This window comes from Klebsiella sp. C349492, assembly GCF_042055345.1.
GTDB lineage: Bacteria > Pseudomonadota > Gammaproteobacteria > Enterobacterales > Enterobacteriaceae > Klebsiella > Klebsiella scottii.
On the sequence record NZ_JANQCE010000002.1, the window covers coordinates 149,882 to 169,608 of the forward strand.

Annotated in this window: 21 protein-coding genes; 14 read left to right on the forward strand and 7 right to left on the reverse strand. The window is 58.0% G+C overall.

From position 1 onward, the window contains the following. Positions 1 to 100 precede the first annotated feature (100 nt). The gene (gene acpH, locus NWP14_RS08390) at positions 101 to 682 is read right to left on the reverse strand and encodes an ACP phosphodiesterase (RefSeq protein WP_095094327.1); all 582 of its coding nucleotides are present in this window, start codon (positions 680 to 682) and stop codon (positions 101 to 103) included. 404 nt (positions 683 to 1,086) lie between these two features. Here acpH and queA point away from each other — a divergent pair, with 404 nt between their 5' ends. From queA to NWP14_RS08430, 8 genes are all read left to right on the forward strand, one after another. Further along, on the forward strand, positions 1,087 to 2,151 hold the full coding sequence (gene queA, locus NWP14_RS08395) for a tRNA preQ1(34) S-adenosylmethionine ribosyltransferase-isomerase QueA (protein WP_095094329.1): 1,065 nt from the start codon (positions 1,087 to 1,089) through the stop codon (positions 2,149 to 2,151). Positions 2,152 to 2,346: 195 nt separating this feature from the next. After that, on the forward strand, positions 2,347 to 3,474 hold the full coding sequence (gene tgt / locus NWP14_RS08400) for a tRNA guanosine(34) transglycosylase Tgt (protein WP_095094333.1): 1,128 nt from the start codon (positions 2,347 to 2,349) through the stop codon (positions 3,472 to 3,474). Between the two features lie 22 nt (positions 3,475 to 3,496). Next, the gene (yajC, locus tag NWP14_RS08405) at positions 3,497 to 3,829 is read left to right on the forward strand and encodes a preprotein translocase subunit YajC (protein ID WP_095094335.1); all 333 of its coding nucleotides are present in this window, start codon (positions 3,497 to 3,499) and stop codon (positions 3,827 to 3,829) included. Positions 3,830 to 3,854: 25 nt separating this feature from the next. After that, entirely contained in the window at positions 3,855 to 5,702 is a 1,848-nt protein-coding gene (gene secD / locus NWP14_RS08410; RefSeq protein ID WP_095094337.1) for a protein translocase subunit SecD, read from the forward strand. Positions 5,703 to 5,712: 10 nt separating this feature from the next. After that, positions 5,713 to 6,684, forward strand: coding sequence for a protein translocase subunit SecF (gene secF / locus NWP14_RS08415; RefSeq protein ID WP_095094339.1), 972 nt, complete (start codon positions 5,713 to 5,715; stop codon positions 6,682 to 6,684). 115 nt (positions 6,685 to 6,799) lie between these two features. Further along, a complete protein-coding gene (locus NWP14_RS08420; RefSeq protein ID WP_375215167.1) occupies positions 6,800 to 8,191 on the forward strand; it encodes a M24 family metallopeptidase in 1,392 nt (463 codons plus the stop codon). 111 nt (positions 8,192 to 8,302) lie between these two features. Continuing rightward, entirely contained in the window at positions 8,303 to 8,680 is a 378-nt protein-coding gene (locus NWP14_RS08425) for a VOC family protein (protein ID WP_331834136.1), read from the forward strand. Positions 8,681 to 8,729: 49 nt separating this feature from the next. Beyond that, positions 8,730 to 9,425 carry a YafY family protein gene (locus NWP14_RS08430; protein WP_095094345.1) on the forward strand — a complete coding sequence of 232 codons (696 nt, stop codon included), beginning with the start codon at positions 8,730 to 8,732 and terminating at the stop codon, positions 9,423 to 9,425. A gap of 51 nt (positions 9,426 to 9,476) precedes the next feature. On the opposite strand, the gene NWP14_RS08435 is transcribed toward NWP14_RS08430, so the two are convergent. Beyond that, the gene (locus tag NWP14_RS08435) at positions 9,477 to 10,361 is read right to left on the reverse strand and encodes a nucleoside-specific channel-forming protein Tsx (protein ID WP_095094347.1); all 885 of its coding nucleotides are present in this window, start codon (positions 10,359 to 10,361) and stop codon (positions 9,477 to 9,479) included. Between the two features lie 292 nt (positions 10,362 to 10,653). Continuing rightward, positions 10,654 to 11,196, reverse strand: coding sequence for a DUF3251 domain-containing protein (locus NWP14_RS08440; protein ID WP_346432013.1), 543 nt, complete (start codon positions 11,194 to 11,196; stop codon positions 10,654 to 10,656). Between the two features lie 148 nt (positions 11,197 to 11,344). Here NWP14_RS08440 and nrdR point away from each other — a divergent pair, with 148 nt between their 5' ends. The 6 genes from nrdR to pgpA all read left to right on the forward strand — a co-directional run bounded on the left by nrdR (position 11,345) and on the right by pgpA (position 15,558). Beyond that, the gene (nrdR, locus tag NWP14_RS08445) at positions 11,345 to 11,794 is read left to right on the forward strand and encodes a transcriptional regulator NrdR (RefSeq protein ID WP_004858609.1); all 450 of its coding nucleotides are present in this window, start codon (positions 11,345 to 11,347) and stop codon (positions 11,792 to 11,794) included. 3 nt (positions 11,795 to 11,797) lie between these two features. After that, positions 11,798 to 12,901, forward strand: coding sequence for a bifunctional diaminohydroxyphosphoribosylaminopyrimidine deaminase/5-amino-6-(5-phosphoribosylamino)uracil reductase RibD (gene ribD / locus NWP14_RS08450; protein WP_375215168.1), 1,104 nt, complete (start codon positions 11,798 to 11,800; stop codon positions 12,899 to 12,901). A gap of 197 nt (positions 12,902 to 13,098) precedes the next feature. Continuing rightward, positions 13,099 to 13,569, forward strand: coding sequence for a 6,7-dimethyl-8-ribityllumazine synthase (gene ribE, locus NWP14_RS08455; protein WP_095094353.1), 471 nt, complete (start codon positions 13,099 to 13,101; stop codon positions 13,567 to 13,569). Between the two features lie 22 nt (positions 13,570 to 13,591). Then, positions 13,592 to 14,011 carry a transcription antitermination factor NusB gene (nusB, locus tag NWP14_RS08460; protein WP_041144291.1) on the forward strand — a complete coding sequence of 140 codons (420 nt, stop codon included), beginning with the start codon at positions 13,592 to 13,594 and terminating at the stop codon, positions 14,009 to 14,011. A gap of 76 nt (positions 14,012 to 14,087) precedes the next feature. After that, positions 14,088 to 15,065: a thiamine-phosphate kinase gene (gene thiL / locus NWP14_RS08465; protein WP_375215169.1), complete on the forward strand. Its 978-nt coding sequence runs from the start codon at positions 14,088 to 14,090 to the stop codon at positions 15,063 to 15,065. After that, positions 15,046 to 15,558 (forward strand): phosphatidylglycerophosphatase A, encoded by a 513-nt coding sequence (pgpA, locus tag NWP14_RS08470; protein WP_189339831.1) that lies wholly within the window; start codon positions 15,046 to 15,048, stop codon positions 15,556 to 15,558. Before thiL ends, pgpA begins: the two co-directional genes overlap by 20 nt. Before the next feature lie 57 nt (positions 15,559 to 15,615). Here pgpA and NWP14_RS08475 read toward each other — a convergent pair whose 3' ends face one another. The 4 genes from NWP14_RS08475 to xseB form a co-directional block, all read right to left on the reverse strand. Next, a complete protein-coding gene (locus NWP14_RS08475) occupies positions 15,616 to 16,590 on the reverse strand; it encodes an aldo/keto reductase (protein ID WP_375215170.1) in 975 nt (324 codons plus the stop codon). Positions 16,591 to 16,658: 68 nt separating this feature from the next. Then, positions 16,659 to 18,521 carry a 1-deoxy-D-xylulose-5-phosphate synthase gene (dxs, locus tag NWP14_RS08480; RefSeq protein ID WP_375215171.1) on the reverse strand — a complete coding sequence of 621 codons (1,863 nt, stop codon included), beginning with the start codon at positions 18,519 to 18,521 and terminating at the stop codon, positions 16,659 to 16,661. Between the two features lie 18 nt (positions 18,522 to 18,539). After that, entirely contained in the window at positions 18,540 to 19,439 is a 900-nt protein-coding gene (gene ispA, locus NWP14_RS08485) for a (2E,6E)-farnesyl diphosphate synthase (protein WP_095094363.1), read from the reverse strand. After that, positions 19,440 to 19,682, reverse strand: a complete 243-nt coding sequence (gene xseB, locus NWP14_RS08490) for an exodeoxyribonuclease VII small subunit (protein ID WP_346432011.1) — start codon at positions 19,680 to 19,682, stop codon at positions 19,440 to 19,442. Between the last annotated feature and the right edge of the window lie 45 nt (positions 19,683 to 19,727).

Genomic DNA, 19,727 nt, shown 5'->3' on the forward strand with positions numbered 1-19,727 from the left:
AACTCAACGTGAGGCTGACAATCGATGAGATAGGTTTTGCCTATCAATTTATGCCGAGATGTGACCTTCAGAATAGTCTTTTTGTCAGCAAACGCAACCACTAGAGTTCGCGATTTTTAGCCTGCGCCATCATGCGCGGGTAAAAAAGCCAGAACTGCTGCTCCAGTTTGTCATAGTGGGTATCAAGGTCCTGCCACGAGTCGCGCAGGGCGTCGAGGCGCGGGCGACGGCTGGCCATTCCGTTGAGGACGCGCTGGATAAACTCCATATCCTCATAGCGCTCGAGCCAGCGCTCGGACCACATGTATGCATTGAGATTGACGAAGCGCGGCGGCGAATCCGGCAAAATGGTTGCCACCTGGGCACGGGCATAGCGGACGAACTCGCTGAGCGGCATATCGGGTGAGATGCGGTCCCAGTGGTGCGAGAGGAAGTGATCCCACATGACGTCGAGCGTAATCGGCGCCACGCGCCGGGTCTGCGGACGAAACCACTCCCGGGCGGCCTTAACTTCCGCCAGATTATCGGTCATGACGTCGATTCGCCGATGCATAAAGATGCCGTCCACGATCTCGCTCGGATAGTCCGACTGCGGATTACCGCGGACGAAATCCGCCAGCAGGTTGCCCGGCAGCGAGCTGTCGGCAAGGTGGGCTAAGTGCAGGTGTGCGAGAAAATTCATAATACTCGTTATACTTCAAGTTGCATGTGCGTTGGCTTCCTTACTCGGCCCATCCGTGGGTCTCGCCCTTCCAGGGCCGCTGCAAGCAGCGTTCAAATCTGCTCCCGGCAGATTTGTCGTTCTTCCCGGTCACCTGGTTGACTAAGTGACCGGGATATCCCTCACCGGAGGCCTGCCTTCGGCAGGTCAAATTCGTTCCTGACGAATTTGTCTCTCAGTTGCCGCGTTACCCGGCCTACGGCCTCGCCCCTACGGGGCCAGCGCAAGCGCTGTTCAAGGCACAAGCGCCTTGTCCTGCGACCCGAATTATTTAGAGTATTATAACTGTGCTGCGGGGTAAAGGTTGCAGGGAGAACGCCCCCGCACTAGACTACCCGCCTCTTTATTTAGTCTGAGTCACCGTCATGCGCGTTACCGATTTTTCCTTTGAACTTCCTGAATCCCTGATTGCCCACTACCCGCAGCCCGAGCGCAGTAGCTGCCGCTTGCTGTCGTTAGACGGGCCGACGGGCGCGCTGACGCACGGCACTTTCACCGATCTGCTCGATAAGCTCAATCCCGGCGATCTGCTGGTCTTTAACAATACCCGGGTGATCCCGGCGCGTCTGTTCGGGCGTAAAGCCAGCGGCGGCAAGATTGAAGTGCTGGTCGAGCGCATGCTTGATGACAAACGTATTCTGGCGCACATCCGCGCTTCAAAAGCGCCGAAGCCGGGCGCCGAGCTGCTGCTGGGCGATGATGAAAGCATCCAGGCCACGATGGTGGCGCGCCACGACGCGCTGTTTGAAGTGGAGTTTAACGACCCACGTCCGGTGCTGGATATTCTCAACAGTATCGGCCATATGCCGCTACCGCCCTATATCGACCGCCCGGATGAAGACGCCGACCGCGAGCTGTATCAGACCGTTTATAGCGCCAGGCCGGGCGCGGTAGCCGCGCCGACCGCGGGCCTGCACTTTGACGAGCCGCTGCTGGAGAAGCTGCGCGAGAAGGGCATTGAAATGGCGTTCGTGACGCTGCACGTTGGCGCGGGGACGTTCCAGCCGGTGCGCGTGGACAGCATTGAAGATCACATCATGCACGCCGAATACGCCGAAGTCCCGCAGGATGTGGTTGATGCGGTGCTGGCCGCCAAAGCGCGCGGCAGCCGCGTTATCGCCGTGGGAACGACCTCGGTACGTTCGCTGGAGAGCGCGGCCCAGGCGGCAAAAAACGATCTGATCGAACCCTTCTTCGGCGACACGAAGATTTTTATCTATCCGGGATATCAGTACAAAGCGGTAGATGCGCTGGTCACTAATTTCCATCTGCCTGAATCCACTCTGATTATGCTGGTTTCGGCGTTTGCCGGCTATCAGCACACCATGAACGCCTATAAGGCTGCGGTAGAACAAAAATATCGCTTTTTTAGCTACGGGGACGCGATGTTTATCACGTACAATCCGCGGGCTATTTTTGAGCGTCCGTAAAAAGGCTATCTCACTTGCCATTTTGACGCCGGGCAGTGCTCGCCATCCTCACGTACTGCGTGTACGCTCCGGTGGCTGCGCGCTGGCCGACCGCAAACTGGCTGCGGCGATAACGCCTCCAGGTATTTTTAGCTATGGAACCATTCCGTAGCGAGTTGTTTAACGTCAGACTGTTTTTCTGACGCAGGAGTGATAATGAAATTTGAACTGGATACCACCGACGGTCGCGCCCGCCGCGGTCGCTTGGTGTTTGAGCGCGGCGTGGTTGAAACGCCTGCATTTATGCCCGTCGGGACCTACGGTACCGTTAAAGGGATGACGCCGGAAGAAGTTGAAGCCACCGGCGCGCAGATCATTCTGGGCAACACGTTCCACCTGTGGCTGCGTCCTGGTCAGGAGATCATGAAGCTGCACGGCGACCTGCACGACTTTATGCAGTGGAAAGGGCCGATTCTCACCGATTCCGGCGGCTTTCAGGTCTTCAGCCTCGGCGATATCCGCAAGATAACCGAGCAGGGCGTGCATTTCCGCAACCCGATCAACGGCGATCCTATCTTCCTCGATCCGGAAAAATCGATGGAGATTCAGTTCGATCTCGGTTCCGATATCGTGATGATCTTCGACGAATGTACGCCGTATCCGGCGGAGTGGGATTACGCCAAACGCTCGATGGAAATGTCTCTGCGCTGGGCGCAGCGCAGCCGCGACCGCTTTGACGGCCTGGGCAACAAAAACGCGCTCTTCGGTATCATTCAGGGCAGCGTTTACGAAGATTTACGTGATATCTCCGTTAAAGGTCTGGTAGATATCGGCTTTGATGGCTACGCTGTCGGCGGTTTGGCTGTCGGCGAGCCGAAGGAAGACATGCACCGTATCCTCGAGCACGTCTGCCCGCAGATCCCGGCCGACAAGCCGCGATATCTGATGGGCGTTGGCAAGCCGGAAGATCTGGTTGAAGGGGTACGTCGCGGTATCGATATGTTCGACTGCGTTATGCCTACGCGTAACGCGCGTAACGGTCACCTTTTCGTCACCGATGGCGTCGTAAAAATCCGTAATGCGAAACATAAAAGCGATACGGCGACGCTGGATGCCGAGTGTGATTGCTATACATGTCGCAATTATTCACGCGCTTACTTGCATCATCTCGATCGTTGCAACGAAATATTGGGCGCGCGCCTCAACACCATTCATAACCTGCGTTACTATCAGCGCTTAATGGCTGGTTTACGCAAGGCTATTGAAGAGGGTAAATTAGAGAGCTTCGTGGCCGATTTTTACCAACGTCAGGGACGAACCGTTCCTCCTTTGAACGTTGATTAATTTTAATAATGAGGGAATTTCAATGAGCTTTTTCATTTCTGATGCGGCAGCAGCAACCGGTGGCGCAGCGCAGAGCAGCCCGATGTCTCTGATCCTGATGCTGGTGGTGTTTGGTCTGATTTTTTACTTCATGATCCTGCGCCCACAGCAGAAACGCACCAAAGAGCATAAAAATCTGATGAGCTCCATCGCCAAAGGTGATGAAGTGCTGACGAATGGTGGCCTGGTTGGTCGCGTCACTAAAGTTGCCGAAAGCGGATACATTGCTATCGCACTGAACGACACCACTGAAGTGGTTATCAAACGTGACTTCGTAGCCGCCGTTCTGCCGAAAGGCACCATGAAGGCGCTGTAATCCACTTTTCCCTAAGGGAACTGCCGTGTTAAACCGTTATCCTTTGTGGAAGTACATCATGCTGGTCGTCGTCATTATCGTCGGCCTGATGTATGCGCTCCCCAACCTGTATGGTGAGGATCCGGCCGTTCAAATCACTGGCGCGCGCGGTGTCGCCGCCAGTGAGCAAACGCTGATCCAGGTCCAGAAAACGTTACAAGAAGAAAAAATTACCGCTAAGTCTGTGGCACTGGAAGAGGGCGCAATTCTTGCGCGCTTCGACACCACCGATGTCCAGCTCCGCGCACGCGAAGTGCTGGTGGACGTGTTGGGTGATAAATACGTCGTGGCGCTGAACCTTGCTCCGGCAACCCCGCGCTGGTTAGCGGCTATCCATGCCGAGCCGATGAAGCTGGGTCTTGACCTGCGCGGCGGCGTCCACTTCCTGATGGAAGTGGATATGGACACTGCGCTGGGCAAGCTGCAGGAACAAAATATCGATAGCCTGCGCAGCGAGCTGCGTGATAAAGGCATTCCTTACTCCACCGTGCGTAAAGAAGACAATTTTGGTCTGAGCATCGCTTTCCGTGACGGTACCGCGCGCGATCAGGCTATCTCTTATCTTAGCCCGCGTCACCGCGACCTGGTTATCTCTACTCAGGGCAGCACCGGCCTGAAGGCGGTGATGACCGATGAGCGCCTGAAAGAAGCCCGCGAATACGCCGTGCAGCAGAACATCAACATTCTGCGTAACCGTGTAAACCAGCTGGGCGTTGCCGAGCCGCTGGTACAGCGTCAGGGCGCCGACCGTATCGTGGTTGAACTGCCGGGTATTCAGGACACCGCGCGCGCGAAAGAAATTCTTGGCGCCACCGCTACCCTGGAATTCCGTCTGGTCAACAGCAACGTTGACAGCGCCGCAGCCGCTTCCGGCCGCGTCCCTGGCGACTCGGAAGTGAAAGATACGCGTGAAGGTCGGCCGGTTGTGCTGTACAAGCGCGTGATTCTGACCGGTGACCATATCACCGACTCCACTTCCAGCATGGACGAGTTCAACCAGCCGCAGGTTAACATCTCGCTGGACAGCGCGGGTGGTAACATCATGTCTAACTTCACCAAGGACAACATCGGTAAACCGATGGCGACCCTGTTTGTGGAGTACAAAGACAGCGGTAAGAAAGATGCCAACGGTCGTGCCATTCTGGCGAAAGAGGAAGAGGTGATTAACATCGCCAATATCCAGTCTCGCCTGGGTAACAGCTTCCGTATTACCGGTATCAGCAACCCGAACGAAGCGCGTCAGCTCTCTCTGCTGCTGCGTGCGGGTGCGCTGATCGCGCCGATTCAGATCGTTGAAGAACGTACTATCGGCCCGACCTTGGGTATGCAGAACATCAAGCAGGGCCTGGAAGCGTGTCTGGCCGGTCTGGTGGTGTCTATCCTGTTCATGATTTTCTTCTATAAGAAATTCGGTCTGATCGCGACCTCCGCGCTGGTGGCTAACCTGGTGCTGATCGTCGGTATCATGTCCCTGCTGCCTGGGGCGACGCTGAGTATGCCGGGGATTGCGGGTATCGTGTTAACCCTTGCGGTGGCGGTCGATGCTAACGTACTGATCAACGAACGTATTAAAGAAGAGTTGAGCAACGGGCGTTCCGTTCAGCAGGCGATTGATGAAGGTTACCGGGGCGCATTCAGCTCGATCTTCGATGCGAACATTACGACGTTGATCAAAGTTATCATCCTGTACGCGGTCGGTACCGGTGCAATTAAAGGGTTTGCTATTACCACCGGTATCGGTGTGGCAACCTCGATGTTTACCGCTATCGTCGGCACCCGTGCCATCGTGAACCTGCTGTACGGCGGCAAGCGCGTTAAAAAGCTGTCTATCTGAGGAGTGCGTTGTGGCACAGGAATATACTGTTGAACAATTGAACCACGGCCGTAAAGTCTATGACTTTATGCGCTGGGACTACTGGGCTTTCGGCATTTCCGGTTTTCTGCTGATTGCCGCCATCGTGGTGATGGGCGTGCGCGGGTTTAACTGGGGTCTGGATTTCACCGGCGGTACGGTGATTGAAATTACCCTCGAAAAACCAGCCGAACTGGACCAGATGCGCGAAGCGCTACAGAAGGCGGGCTTTGAAGAGCCGCAGCTGCAGAACTTCGGCAGCAGCCGCGACATCATGGTGCGTATGCCGCCGGTGCATGATACCAACGTCAGCCAGGAGCTGGGCAGCAAGGTCGTTAGCGTGATTAACGAATCGACCAGCCAGGACGCGACGGTTAAACGAATCGAGTTCGTGGGGCCGAGCGTCGGGGCTGACCTTGCACAAAGCGGCGCAATGGCGCTGCTGGCAGCGCTGATCTGTATCCTGGTGTACGTCGGTTTCCGTTTCGAGTGGCGTCTTGCCGCCGGGGTGGTTATCGCGCTGGCGCACGATGTGGTCATTACGATGGGCATCCTCTCGCTGTTCCATATCGAGATTGATCTGACCATCGTCGCCTCGCTGATGTCGGTTATCGGCTACTCGCTGAACGACAGCATCGTGGTATCCGACCGTATTCGTGAAAACTTCCGTAAGATCCGCCGCGGTACGCCGTACGAGATCTTCAACGTGTCGTTGACCCAGACGCTGCATCGTACGTTGATCACTTCCGGGACCACGTTGGTGGTGATCCTGATGCTGTACCTCTTTGGTGGTCCGGTTCTCGAAGGCTTCTCGCTGACGATGCTGATCGGTGTCTCCATCGGTACGGCCTCTTCTATCTACGTTGCGTCCGCGCTGGCGCTGAAGCTGGGCATGAAGCGCGAGCATATGCTGCAGCAGAAAGTCGAGAAGGAAGGGGCGGATCAGCCGTCAATTCTGCCGTAAGGCAGTCCCGTTCTGATAACGCAATCCCGGTCGCAAGGCCGGGATTTTTTTATTACAGCCTCGCCAATTTTGGTTACTCTCCATTATCCGCATTTTATGACATGGAGTAACGCCAATGGCCGTCGTAACCCTCTCCGCAGTCCCCCAACCGACCCTCTGGCACGACGTGCCCAGCGTGACGCTCAGCGATGAAACCTTACGCCTGCGCAAAGCAAAGGTGCTGACGCAGATGCGCCAGTGCGGGTTTGATTCGCTGATTGTGTATGCCGACAAAGAGCACGGCGGCAACTTTGAATATCTCACCGGGTTTATTCCGCGTTTTGAAGAGGCGCTGCTGGTGCTGCACGGCGATGGCGAAGCGGTGCTGGTGCTGGGCAATGAAAACCTCAAGCTGGCGGCCAGCGCTCGCCTGGCGAATCGGGCGCTCCATGCGCCGTGGTTCTCGCTGCCGAATCAGCCGATGATCGGCGATAAAACGCTGCCGCAGCTGCTGCAGGAGGCCGGAGTGGGGGCCGGGAAAAGCATCGGTCTTGCGGGCTGGAAGCTGTTTACCGGCAGCGCTGACGACACGGCGCAGATGTTCGATATCCCGGCCTTTATCGTCGATGCGATTCGCCTTGCCGCCGGGCCGCAGACGACATTACGCAACGCTACGGGGATATTTATCGCCCCGGACGGCGGAGCACGAACGGTCAACTGCGCCAATGAGCTGGCGCACTACGAATATGGCGCTAACCTGGCGTCGACGGCGATCCTCACGGCGTTGAATGCCATCGAGCCGGGAAAAACGGAAAAACAGATCGGCGCGCTGCTGGCGGCGGAAGGCCAGCCCAACAACGTGGTGATGATTGCCGCCACCGGCGATCGCTTCACTTACGCTAATCTTTATCCCGGCGATAAAGTCATTCAGCGCGGGGATAAATTCTCGCTAACCACCAGCTTTAAAGGGGGGCTGAGCAGCCGTGCGGCGTACGTGGTGCGCGACGACGCCGAGCTGGCGCCGGAGGTGGCGGATTATCTGCAGGTGGTGGCGAAACCCTATTTTTGCGCGGTGGTCAGCTGGCTGGAGAATCTGCATATCGGCATGCGCGGCGGCGACATGTACGATCTTATCGAGCGGGTCCTGCCGAAGGCGGAGTACCGTTGGCATCTTAATCCGGGGCATCTGGTGGCCGATGAAGAGTGGCTCTGTTCGCCCATCGGGCCGAACTCCGACGCCTGCTTGCAGAGCGGTATGATCCTGCAAATCGACATTATTCCTTCGCGAGCGGGCTACGCCGGCGCCAGCATTGAAGACACCGTGGCGCTGGCGGACGAGTCTCTGCGCCACGAGCTGGCGCAGGCGTATCCGGATCTCTGGCAGCGTATCGTCACCCGACGCCGCTATATTCGGGAACGGCTGGGGATTGCGCTACCGGAGGCGGTGCTGCCGTTTTCGAACACCGTGGGCTATCTCCGCCCCTGGCTGCTTGATAAGCAGCGGGCCCTGGTTTGCACGGCGGGTTAACCGCCGGCGGCAAACCGCGTGGCGGCAGGGACGCCGATCGCTACTGACAGTACGCTGTCAGTAGCCCTGCCATACACTCCTCCTGAACCCAAACAATGGACAGGAGGATGTATGAACAACGTAATTAACTGGTTTGAAATTCCGGTCGCCGACATGGATCGTGCCGTGGCGTTTTACGAGCCGGTGCTGCAGGTGACGCTGCGTCGGGAAAATATGGATTGTGCCGAAATGGCCGTTTTCCCGTATCAGGAGCCGGCTCCCGGCGGCGCGCTGGCAAAGTTTGACGGGGTTAAACCTGCCGATCAGGGATGTATTATCTATCTGCATACTGACAATCTGGCCGCCACGCTCGACCGCGTGAATTCCGCTGGCGGGAGCTGCGTCTTTGGCCCGCTTGAGCTGTCGAACGATATTGGCACCATCGCGCTGTTTATTGATAGCGAAGGTAACCGGATTGGCCTGCATCAACCTAAACATCTGTCCCATTAATGCTGTTGACGCCTGCGGGACAGGCCCTAAACCATGAGATAAGCTAAAAATGAGCCGACGCGCCGACCGCCTTTTCCAAATCGTTCAGATCCTGCGGGGAAGAAGATTAACCACCGCCGGACTGCTGGCGGAGCGGCTCGGCGTATCGGAGCGCACCATCTACCGGGATATCCGCGACCTGTCGCTCTCCGGCGTGCCGGTGGAGGGCGAGGCCGGAAGCGGATATCGCCTGCTGGCAGGCTACAGCTTACCGCCTCTGATGCTGACGACCCAGGAGTCGGAAGCGCTGGTGGCCGCGATTCGGCTGCTGCAAACCTGGGGAGGCGAATCGCTGTCCCAGGCGCTGGAGTCGGCTCGGGAAAAGGTGCTCGCGATTTTACCTGAAGAGAGTCGGCGTAAGGCCGAGCAATCGCGGCTGTTTGCGCCGGATTTTGGCGCCCAGGGCCACAGCAAGGCGCAGTTTGATCTGGTGCACCGGGCGGTTTCCGGCCAGCGGGTGCTGGCGCTGCACTACCGCGATGAAGCGGGAAAGGCGTCGCAGCGCGAAGTGCTGCCGCTGGGGCTCTTTTTCTGGGGCGAACGCTGGCTGCTGGTGAGCTGGTGCGAGCTCCGCGACGATTACCGCTGCTTTCGTCTCGATCGCTGCCTGGACGTGGCTGCCACCGGGCGCCTTTTCAGCGAGCGGGCCGACCGTTCATTGAGTGATTTTCTGCGTAAGGTGAGGTGCGAGGAGCGTGAGCCATAATGCGGGTCAATCTATATCCCCGGCGCAGAGGCCGGGGACCATCAGGCAGGATTAGAAGTTGTAACCCACCACGAAGTAACCACCCCAGCCGGTAGAGCGAACGTTGAAGTCGCCGTCACCGAAGTTCAGATTCGCGTCATTCGCCCACTGACCGCCGTTATGGAAGTAACGAGCCACTACCGAGTAGTGCCAGTGCGCGTAGTTCAGCGCCAGGATGTGGCTGGAAGCGATGGAGTTGCTGGTGCGCGCGTGTTTGCCATTCTGGTCGTAGAAGCTGTCATCGCCCAGATCGGAGCCCCAGTCAAAGTTGGTGAAGCCGATGTAGCTCAGCGAGCCGCCCCACAGGTCGGTCAGCGGAACAAAGTATTTCACCTTGAAGCGATAGCCATCCCACTCGTTTTCGTTGGATGCGCCGTAGTTCTGCCACTGATATTTTGCATAGACGTTCAGGGACAGGCTCATCGGCAGACCGGTATCGATGTCGGTACCCAGACCCATATACCAGGTGCTCTGACGACCGGACGCGTTGCGGCCCATATCGTAGATGTAGTTGTTGGCGAAATACCACTCTTTGAACGGACCGAAGCTCAGGTCGGTATTGGTCAGCTTGTCGATAGAGAAACGCGGCTCAATTTCCATAAACAGTGGGGAACCGTGGTTCCAGATACCCTTGGCCGTGGTGTTACCGCCGAAGAATACCGGTGCATCCATGTAACCGTAGAAATCAAACCAGTCTTTCTTGGCAAACGCTTCGTATTCGAGATAGGTATCGTTGCGGATTTGTGGCCCAAAACGGGTGTGGTAGCTACCCACCACGTTTACACTCTGGTGCCACCAATCAGACAGGTACTGCGGTTTGTCGTTTTCTGCCGCGCCGGCAGTGAAAGATGCGGAGAGCGCCACGACGGCGCTTGCTGCCAGTAATGTTTTTTTCATATGGATGCCACTGTTTAAATTAAGCCAAAAGGCGTGAAGAAAGTTGCCGAAGCGTTTCTAAATATTTCGTATTTCTGTGGCGTCTATTATAGAAATCATTGCTCACAAAAATACGTGTTGTTTCACAGATCGAAAACATACGTAATCGATTGCGTTCACGATTCTATGCATTTCTTGACAGAATGCCACTGAAATTCATCACGGAGGTCAATTTTTACTGAACTGTTGTGAAAAGTTGTAAATGGATTTTCCGCGAGGGAAGCCGGGTGTCACAAACACCCGGCGGGGGAGTTTACTGCGCGTCTGCGGGCTGAATATCGTGGATGCGTACGAAGCCTAACTGTTCCGGAGTGATGCCGCTGAGGCGCAGCGGAATATCGACGTCGCTCGGCGCCAGGATGCTGGCTGGTGCGCTAATCAGCTGGTCGTGAACGTTGATCTCCCGGTAGCTCTCGGTAGTGCCGCTGATCTGCCCGTTGGCGACGGTTGCGCTAAACGCCGGCAGCGGATCGTTTGATTCGCCCTGGATACGCAGCGTCAGGCGGGTGCCGTCGCCGTCGGGGGCAATATCACGCAGCGACATCCGCAGGGTGCCTATCTGGCTGTTCAGCCGCGCGGGAGTTTTCGCCCCGGGCAGCAGATAAACGCCGCTGCTGGACTTCGCATTCAGGGCGTTTTGCTGGGTAATTTTCACCGTTTGCTGATTGAGCTGGGTCATCTCCTTGCTCAACGCGCTCACGCTCTGATTCATCTGGCGGACTTCGCTTTGCTGGGCGCAGGCGCTGAGCGTAAAAAGGCTACCCACAATCGCCAGCTTCAAATAACGTCTTGTCATGGTCGGGATTCCGTTAACAGAGGGATGATTAATGGTAGATCGTTTGCATAAGCGCACTATAGATCCTTTGTCTCAAAAGCTCTTTCTTTGTAGTCGGGTCACTTCGCGGTAAACTACCTGTCAGTTTAACTTGATGCCAGGACGCGCTATGCATTGCCCTTTCTGTTTCGCCGTAGATACTAAAGTGATCGACTCTCGCCTGGTGGGGGAGGGCTCTTCTGTGCGTCGTCGTCGGCAGTGCCTGGTCTGCAATGAACGCTTTACCACCTTCGAAGTGGCCGAGCTGGTGATGCCGCGAGTGGTAAAAAGCAATGACGTTCGTGAACCCTTCAACGAAGATAAGCTGCGCAGCGGGATGCTCAAAGCGTTAGAAAAGCGCCCGGTCAGCGCCGACGATGTAGAAATGGCGCTCAACCACATCAAAACGCATCTGCGCGGCACCGGTGAACGCGAAGTCCCCAGCAAAATGATCGGTAACCTGGTGATGGAACAGCTGAAGAAGCTCGATAAAGTCGCCTACATCCGCTTTGCTTCCGTCTATCGCAGTTTTGAAGACATCAAAGAATTCGGCGAAGAGATCGCCCGCTTACAGGATTAAGCCATGCATGACGAAATATACATGGCACGCGCGCTCAGGCTCGCCGCGCGCGGTCGCTTCACGACCCACCCAAACCCGAACGTCGGCTGCGTCATTGTTAAAGACGGCGAAATTGTTGGCGAAGGTTTCCACTACCGCGCCGGCGAGCCGCATGCCGAAGTGCACGCGCTGCGCATGGCCGGCGAAAGGGCCAAAGGCGCCACCGCCTACGTCACGCTGGAGCCCTGCAGCCATCACGGACGCACGCCGCCGTGCTGCGATGCGCTGATTGCCGCAGGCGTTGTGCGGGTGGTGGCCGCGATGCAGGACCCCAATCCGCAGGTGGCCGGGCGCGGTCTGTATCGCCTGCAGCAGGAGGGCATCGACGTCAGCCACGGCCTGATGATGGGCGAGGCCGAAGCGTTAAATAAAGGCTTCCTGAAGCGGATGCGCACCGGCTTCCCCTATATTCAGCTAAAAATGGGCGCCTCGCTCGACGGCCGTACGGCAATGGCCAGCGGCGAAAGTCAGTGGATCACTTCGCCGCAGGCGCGACGCGACGTACAGCGCCTGCGCGCGCAAAGCCATGCGATCCTCACCAGCAGCGCCACCGTCCTCGCGGATGACCCGGCGCTTACCGTGCGCTGGGACGAGCTCACTCCTGATATTCAGGCGCGCTATCCGCAGGAGAATCTGCGCCAGCCGCTGCGCATTGTCATCGATAGCCAAAACCGCGTTACGCCGCAGCACCGCATCGTACAGCAGGCGGGAGAAACGCTGTTTGCCCGCACCCGTCAGGACTCTCGCGAGTGGCCTGAGAACGTGCGTACTCTGCAGATCCCGGAGCATAAAGGCCATCTCGATCTGGTGGTGCTGATGATGCAGTTGGGCAAGCAGCAGGTTAACAGCATCTGGGTGGAGGCCGGTCCTGCTCTGGCCGGCGCGCTGCTGCAGGCGGGGCTGGTGGACGAGCTTATCGTCTACATTGCGCCTAAACTGTTAGGAAGCGATGCGCGCGGGCTCTGCGCGCTGCCGGGGCTTGAGAAACTGGCCGACGCGCCCTATTTCAAATTCAATGAGATACGTCATGTAGGCCCGGACGTTTGCCTGCACTTAGTGAGCGCATAATCTCCCTGCCCGACGGGGAAGCCGCGCCGATACGCCTGGTTATTCAGAATGCGACGAGACGGTAAGCGAGAAGCGAAGCCTGAAGAGCGGCCGGGTCAGCCGCAGCTAACGCCAGGGCAGTTTGCAGGATGAAGTGTATAAAATATTATGGTAGAATCCGCCCCCCTTGCGGGGCCAAATGAACCCGAAGGAAGAGTATGAACATTATTGAAGCTAACGTTGCTACCCCGGACGCTCGCGTCGCCATCACCATTGCGCGTTTCAACAACTTTATCAATGACAGCCTGCTGGAAGGTGCGATTGACGCCCTGAAGCGCATCGGTCAGGTAAAAGATGAAAATATTACCGTTGTTTGGGTTCCAGGCGCGTATGAGCTGCCGCTGGCGGCTGGCGCACTGGCAAAAACCGGTAAATATGACGCGATAATTGCGCTGGGTACGGTGATCCGTGGGGGTACTGCGCACTTTGAATATGTGGCTGGCGGAGCAAGCAATGGCCTGGCGCACGTCGCTCAGGAAAGCGAAATTCCGGTAGCCTTTGGTGTTCTGACCACCGAAAGCATTGAGCAAGCCATCGAACGCGCTGGCACCAAAGCCGGTAACAAAGGCGCAGAAGCTGCGCTGACCGCGCTGGAAATGATTAACGTATTGAGAGCCATCAAGGCCTGAATTTTTTTGTAAGGGGAATTCCGTGAAACCTGCTGCTCGTCGCCGCGCCCGTGAGTGTGCTGTCCAGGCGCTTTACTCCTGGCAGTTATCGAAAAACGACATCTCTGATGTTGAATACCAGTTCCTGGCGGAACAGGACGTTAAAGATGTCGACGTTCCGTATTTTCGCGAACTGCTGTCCGGAGTGGCGACTAACAGCGCATACCTCGACGGCCTGATGAAGCCGTACCTGTCCCGTCTGCTTGAAGAGCTGGGCCAGGTGGAAAAAGCGGTACTGCGTATCGCCCTGTTCGAGCTGTCAAAGCGTGACGACGTGCCGTACAAAGTCGCCATCAACGAAGCTATCGAGCTGGCGAAAACCTTCGGCGCCGAAGATAGCCATAAGTTTGTTAACGGCGTGCTGGACAAGGCAGCCCCGGCAATTCGTCCCAACAAAAAGTAAACTCCAGGCCGGGTCTCGCGGGATGTCATCCACGCAAGGTCCGGCCTTATTCTTTTCTTTTGCTGAGGCATAACGTATGGCATGCGGCGAATTTTCCCTGATTGCCCGTTATTTTGATCGCGTAAAAAGCATGCGTCTCGATGTGGAAACCGGCATTGGCGACGACTGCGCACTCCTGAATATTCCCGAGAAAAAAACGCTGGCAATCAGCACCGACACCCTGGTGGCGGGCAACCATTTCTTACCTGATATCGATCCTGCCGATCTGGCCTATAAAGCGCTGGCCGTCAATCTGAGCGACCTTGCGGCGATGGGCGCGGAACCGGCGTGGCTAACGCTGGCGCTGACGCTGCCGGAGGTGGACGAAGCGTGGCTGGAGTCCTTCAGCGATAGCCTGTTTATGCTGCTCAACTATTACGATATGCAGCTGATTGGCGGTGATACCACCCGCGGTCCGCTGTCGATGACGCTGGGAATCCACGGTTTTGTGCCGCCGGGACGCGCCCTGAAGCGCTCCGGGGCGAAGCCCGGCGACTGGATTTACGTTACCGGTACGCCCGGCGACAGCGCCGCCGGGCTGGCGATACTGCAGGAGCGGCTGGCGGTAGATGACGCCGCTGACGCCGACTATCTGCTGGCGCGCCATCTGCGCCCGATGCCGCGCGTGCTGCAGGGGCAGGCGCTGCGCGATCTGGCGAGCTCGGCTATCGATCTTTCCGACGGCCTGGTCTCCGATCTGGGCCATATCCTTAAAGCCAGCGGCTGCGGGGCGCGCATCGATCTTGACACGATGCCGCTATCCGAGGCGATGCGGCGTCAGGTTGCGCCGGAGACGGCCCTGCGCTGGGCGCTTGCCGGCGGCGAAGATTATGAGCTGTGCTTTACCGTACCGGAGCTCAATCGCGGCGCGCTCGACGTGGCTATCGGCCAGCTCGGGGCGCGATTTACCTGCATCGGGCAGGTTTGCGCCGAGGCTGACGGCCTGCAGTTTCTGCAGGGGGGCAAGCCGGTGAAGCTTGATTTAAAGGGGTACGATCATTTTGGCGCGCAGTAAAGATATCGCAAAAAGTCGGCTGAACCTGCTTAACCCCTGGCATCTGCTGGCGACCGGCTTCGGCAGCGGGTTAAGCCCCATCGTCCCCGGGACTATGGGGTCGCTGGCGTCGATTCCGTTTTGGTACCTGATGACGTTTCTGCCCTGGCAGCTCTATTCGCTGGTGGTGATGATGAGCATCTGTATTGGGGTCTATATCTGCCACCGCACGGCCAAAGATATGGGCACCCACGATCACGGCAGCATCGTCTGGGATGAGTTTGTCGGAATGTGGATAACCCTGATGGCGCTGCCGACTCTCGACTGGCAGTGGGTTGCCGCCGGATTCGTCATTTTCCGCATTTTCGATATGTGGAAGCCGTGGCCGATTCGCTGGTTCGACCGTAATATTCACGGCGGAATGGGGATCATGGTCGATGATATCGTCGCCGGCGTGATTTCGGCGGGCGTGCTGTACGTTATAGGCCATCACTGGCCGATTGGCCTTATCTGACGCAGAGCCCCGGTAGCGCTTTGCTTGCCGGGGCTCTGGGTTAACGCCGCCGGCGGGCTATTTGAATCCGACAACCGGATGCGGCCTGTACGGCGCTTCCAGCTTTTCCACCTGCTCCGGCGTCAGGGTTAAATCAACCGCATTCAGCAGCTCATCCAGCTGATCCTGACGCGAGGCGCCGATAATCGGCGCGGCCACGCCGGGTTTGCTCAGCAGCCACGCCAGCGCCACCTGCGCCCGCCCGACGCCCAGCTCCTCTGCAACTTCGGCGAGATTCGCCGCGATCAGCTCATCGTTGCTATCGGTGGCGCTGTACAGCGACTGGCCAAACTCGTCGGAAACCAGCCGTGCGGTGGTTTCCCCCCACGGGCGGGTCAGCCGGCCGCGCGCCAGCGGACTCCAGGGAATAACCGATACCCCTGCGCGGTTGCACAGCGGCAGCATCTCGTTCTCTTCTTCGCGGTAAATCAGGTTGTAATGATCCTGCATGGTGACGAAGCGCGCCCAGCCGTTACGCTCCTGCAGCTCCAGCGCCTGGGCAAACTGGTGGGCATGCATCGACGAGGCGCCGATATAGCGCGCTTTACCCGCCTTCACCACCTCGTTCAACGCCTCGAGGGTCTCCTCAATGGGCGTGGCGTAATCCCAGCGGTGGATTTGCAGCAGGTCAACATACTCCATGCCCAGGCGCCGCAGGCTGTCGTCGATAGAGCGGAGAATTTGCGCGCGGGAGAGACCTTCCGGCAGGTCCCCCACCTGGTGGTAAACCTTGGTGGCGACCACGACTTCGTCGCGGCGGGCAAAGTCGCGCAGGGCGCGGCCTACGATCTCTTCGCTGCTGCCCTCGGAGTAGCTGTTGGCGGTATCAAAAAAGTTGATGCCGCCTTCCAGAGCGCGCTGGATCAGCGGGCGGCTGCTCTCTTCCGGTAGCGTCCAGGCGTGTTTGCCCCGATCCGGCTCGCCGAAGGTCATGCAGCCGAGGCAAAGTCGGGAAACCCGGAGGTCGGTCGCTTCTGGGGTGATGTATTGCATAGCTGCGCTCCTGCTCTTTGCTTAATGGAATTCCTTTAAGCATAGCAGGAGCGTTATCGGGGGAGGGATCAGGCCAGCCAGGCGATGATTTTGGCTTCAATACCTGCGGCATCGAGACCGAGGTCAACGTGAACTTCTTCCTGGGTTCCCTGGGGGATAAAGAAGTCCGGCAGACCGATATTCAGCACCGGCACCGCGCGACGATGCGCCATCAGCAGCTCATTAACGCCGCTGCCCGCGCCGCCCATGATCGCATTCTCTTCCAGCGTGACCAGCGCCTCGTGCCCGGCGGCCAGCTGCAAAATCAGCGCGTTATCAAGCGGTTTCACAAAGCGCATGTCCACCAGCGTGGCGTTGAGCTTTTCCGCCACCTGAGCGGCTTCCGGCAGCATGGTACCGAAGTTAAGGATCGCAATTTTCTCGCCTTCGCGCTTAACGACGCCCTTGCCGATCGGCAGCAAAGCCAGCGGCTCCAGCGTTGCCCCGGTACCCGTTCCGCGCGGATAGCGCACCGCGCTAGGGCCGTCGCCGTAGTGATAGCCGGTATACAGCATCTGGCGGCATTCGTTCTCGTCGCTCGGCGTCATGATGACCATCTCCGGAATACAGCGCAGGAAGGAGAGGTCGAAGGCGCCCTGGTGCGTCTGACCGTCGGCGCCGACGATGCCGGCCCGGTCGATGGCAAACAGCACCGGCAGCTTCTGGATAGCGACGTCGTGAATCACCTGATCGTAGGCGCGCTGCAGGAAGGTGGAGTAAATGGCCACCACCGGCTTATAGTCGCCGATTGCCAGCCCGGCGGCAAAGGTCACCGCGTGCTGCTCGGCGATAGCCACATCGAAATACTGGTCAGGGAATTTTTTCGAGAACTCGACCATCCCCGAGCCTTCGCGCATCGCCGGGGTCACGGCCATCAGCTTGCTATCTTTCGCCGCGGTTTCGCACAGCCAGTCGCCGAAAATTTTCGAATAAGAGGGCAGGCCGCCGCTGCTTTTGGGCAGCACTCCGCTGGTATGGTCAAACTTAGGCACCGCGTGGAAAGTGATCGGGTCCTTTTCCGCCGGCTCATAGCCGCGACCTTTTTTGGTCATAATATGCAGGAACTGCGGTCCTTTCAGATCGCGCATGTTCTTCAGCGTATTGACCAGCCCGAGCACATCGTGACCGTCCACCGGGCCGATGTAGTTAAAGCCCAGCTCTTCAAACAGGGTCCCGGGAACCACCATGCCTTTGATATGTTCTTCGGTGCGTTTGAGCAGCTCTTTAATCGGCGGTACGCCTGAGAAGACCTTCTTGCCGCCTTCGCGCAGGGTAGAGTACAGCTTGCCGGAAAGCAGCTGCGCGAGATGATTATTCAGCGCGCCGACGTTCTCAGAAATCGACATTTCGTTGTCGTTCAGCACGACCAGCAGATCGGGTTTGATATCGCCCGCGTGGTTCATGGCCTCAAACGCCATCCCGGCGGTGATCGCCCCGTCGCCAATGACGCAGACCGCGCGCCGCTGCTTGTCTTCTTTCGCTGCGGCAATGGCGACCCCAATGCCCGCAGAAATGGAGGTCGATGAGTGTCCGACGCTCAGCACGTCATATTCGCTTTCGCCGCGCCACGGGAACGGGTGCAGCCCGCCTTTCTGCCGAATCGTGCCGATTTTGTCACGACGGCCGGTCAGAATTTTATGCGGGTAGGCCTGGTGGCCGACGTCCCAAATCAGGCGATCGAAAGGGGTGTTATAGACGTAGTGAAGCGCCACGGTCAGTTCGACCGTGCCGAGGCCGGAGGCAAAATGCCCGCTGGAACGGCTGACGCTGTCCAGCAGGTAGCGCCGCAGTTCGTCGCACAGCTTCGGCAGGCTATCTTTCGGCAACAAACGCAGCTCCTGGGTGGAATCTACCAGCGCCAGGGTCGGGTATTTGGCAATATCAAAACTCATCAGAGACTCATTTATTGTTTATTTATCGCGCTGAATTATGTAATTCGCGAGCGCTTCCAGTGCCGTTGTATCCAGAGATTGCGCGGCCAGCTCATTTAGCGACTGACGGGCGTCTTCAATCAGGCCATGCGCTTTGTTCCGGGCTTGCTCAAGTCCCAGAAGCGCGGGGTAGGTACTTTTGCCCAACTGCTGATCGGCTCCCTGACGTTTGCCAAGGGTCGCAGTATCCCCTACCACGTCAAGAATGTCATCCTGGACCTGGAAGGCGAGGCCGATATTTTCCGCATAGCGATCGAGCGCCGGCAGCGCCGCACGGCCGCGTTCGCCGGCGCTCAGGGCGCCCATGCGCACCGCCGCGCGAATCAGCGCCCCGGTCTTATGGCGATGAATGCGCTTGAGCGCTTCGAGGTCAACCTGATGGCCTTCGGCTTCGAGATCCAGCGCCTGGCCGCCGCACATTCCGGCAACGCCGCTGGCCTGCGCCAGCTCGGAGACCATAGCCAGCCGGTCGCGATCCGGTACTTCCGGCATCGTCGCATCACTTAGTATAGAAAACGCCAGCGTTTGCAGGGCGTCTCCGGCAAGAATTGCGTTCGCTTCGCCAAATTTAATATGGCAGGTAGGCAGGCCGCGACGCAGATCGTCGTTGTCCATCGCCGGCAGATCGTCGTGCATCAGCGAATAGGCGTGGATGCATTCAACGGCCGCGGCCGGCGCGTCCAGGGTCGCGCGGCTGACGCCAAACATGTCGCCGGTGGCGTATACCAGGAAGGGGCGCAGGCGTTTGCCGCCTAATAATGCGCCGTACTGCATGGCCTCAACCAGCGGAGTGTTCTGAAACGGCAGCGGCGCAAGAAAACGGCGCAGCGCGTCGTTGGCCTGCGCAACGCAGGCCTGTAGCTGTTGTGGGAAATCCATCTATTCAGCGTCCGGCGTAAAAGGCGTCAGCGGCGTATCTTCGCTCTCTGCCAGCAGAATTTGTACGCGCTGCTCGGCCTGCTGCAGCCTGGCCTGTCCCTGACGCGCCAGCTGCACGCCGCGCTCAAACTCGCCGAGCGCTTCTTCTAACGGCAGAGCGCCGCTTTCCAGACGATTGACGATCTGCTCCAGCTCGCCCAGGGCGGTTTCAAAGCTGGCCGGGGCCTCATTTTTCTTTGGCATAGTGAATATAGACTCTTGTTATGTCGCGACAGCAGTATGGTAACG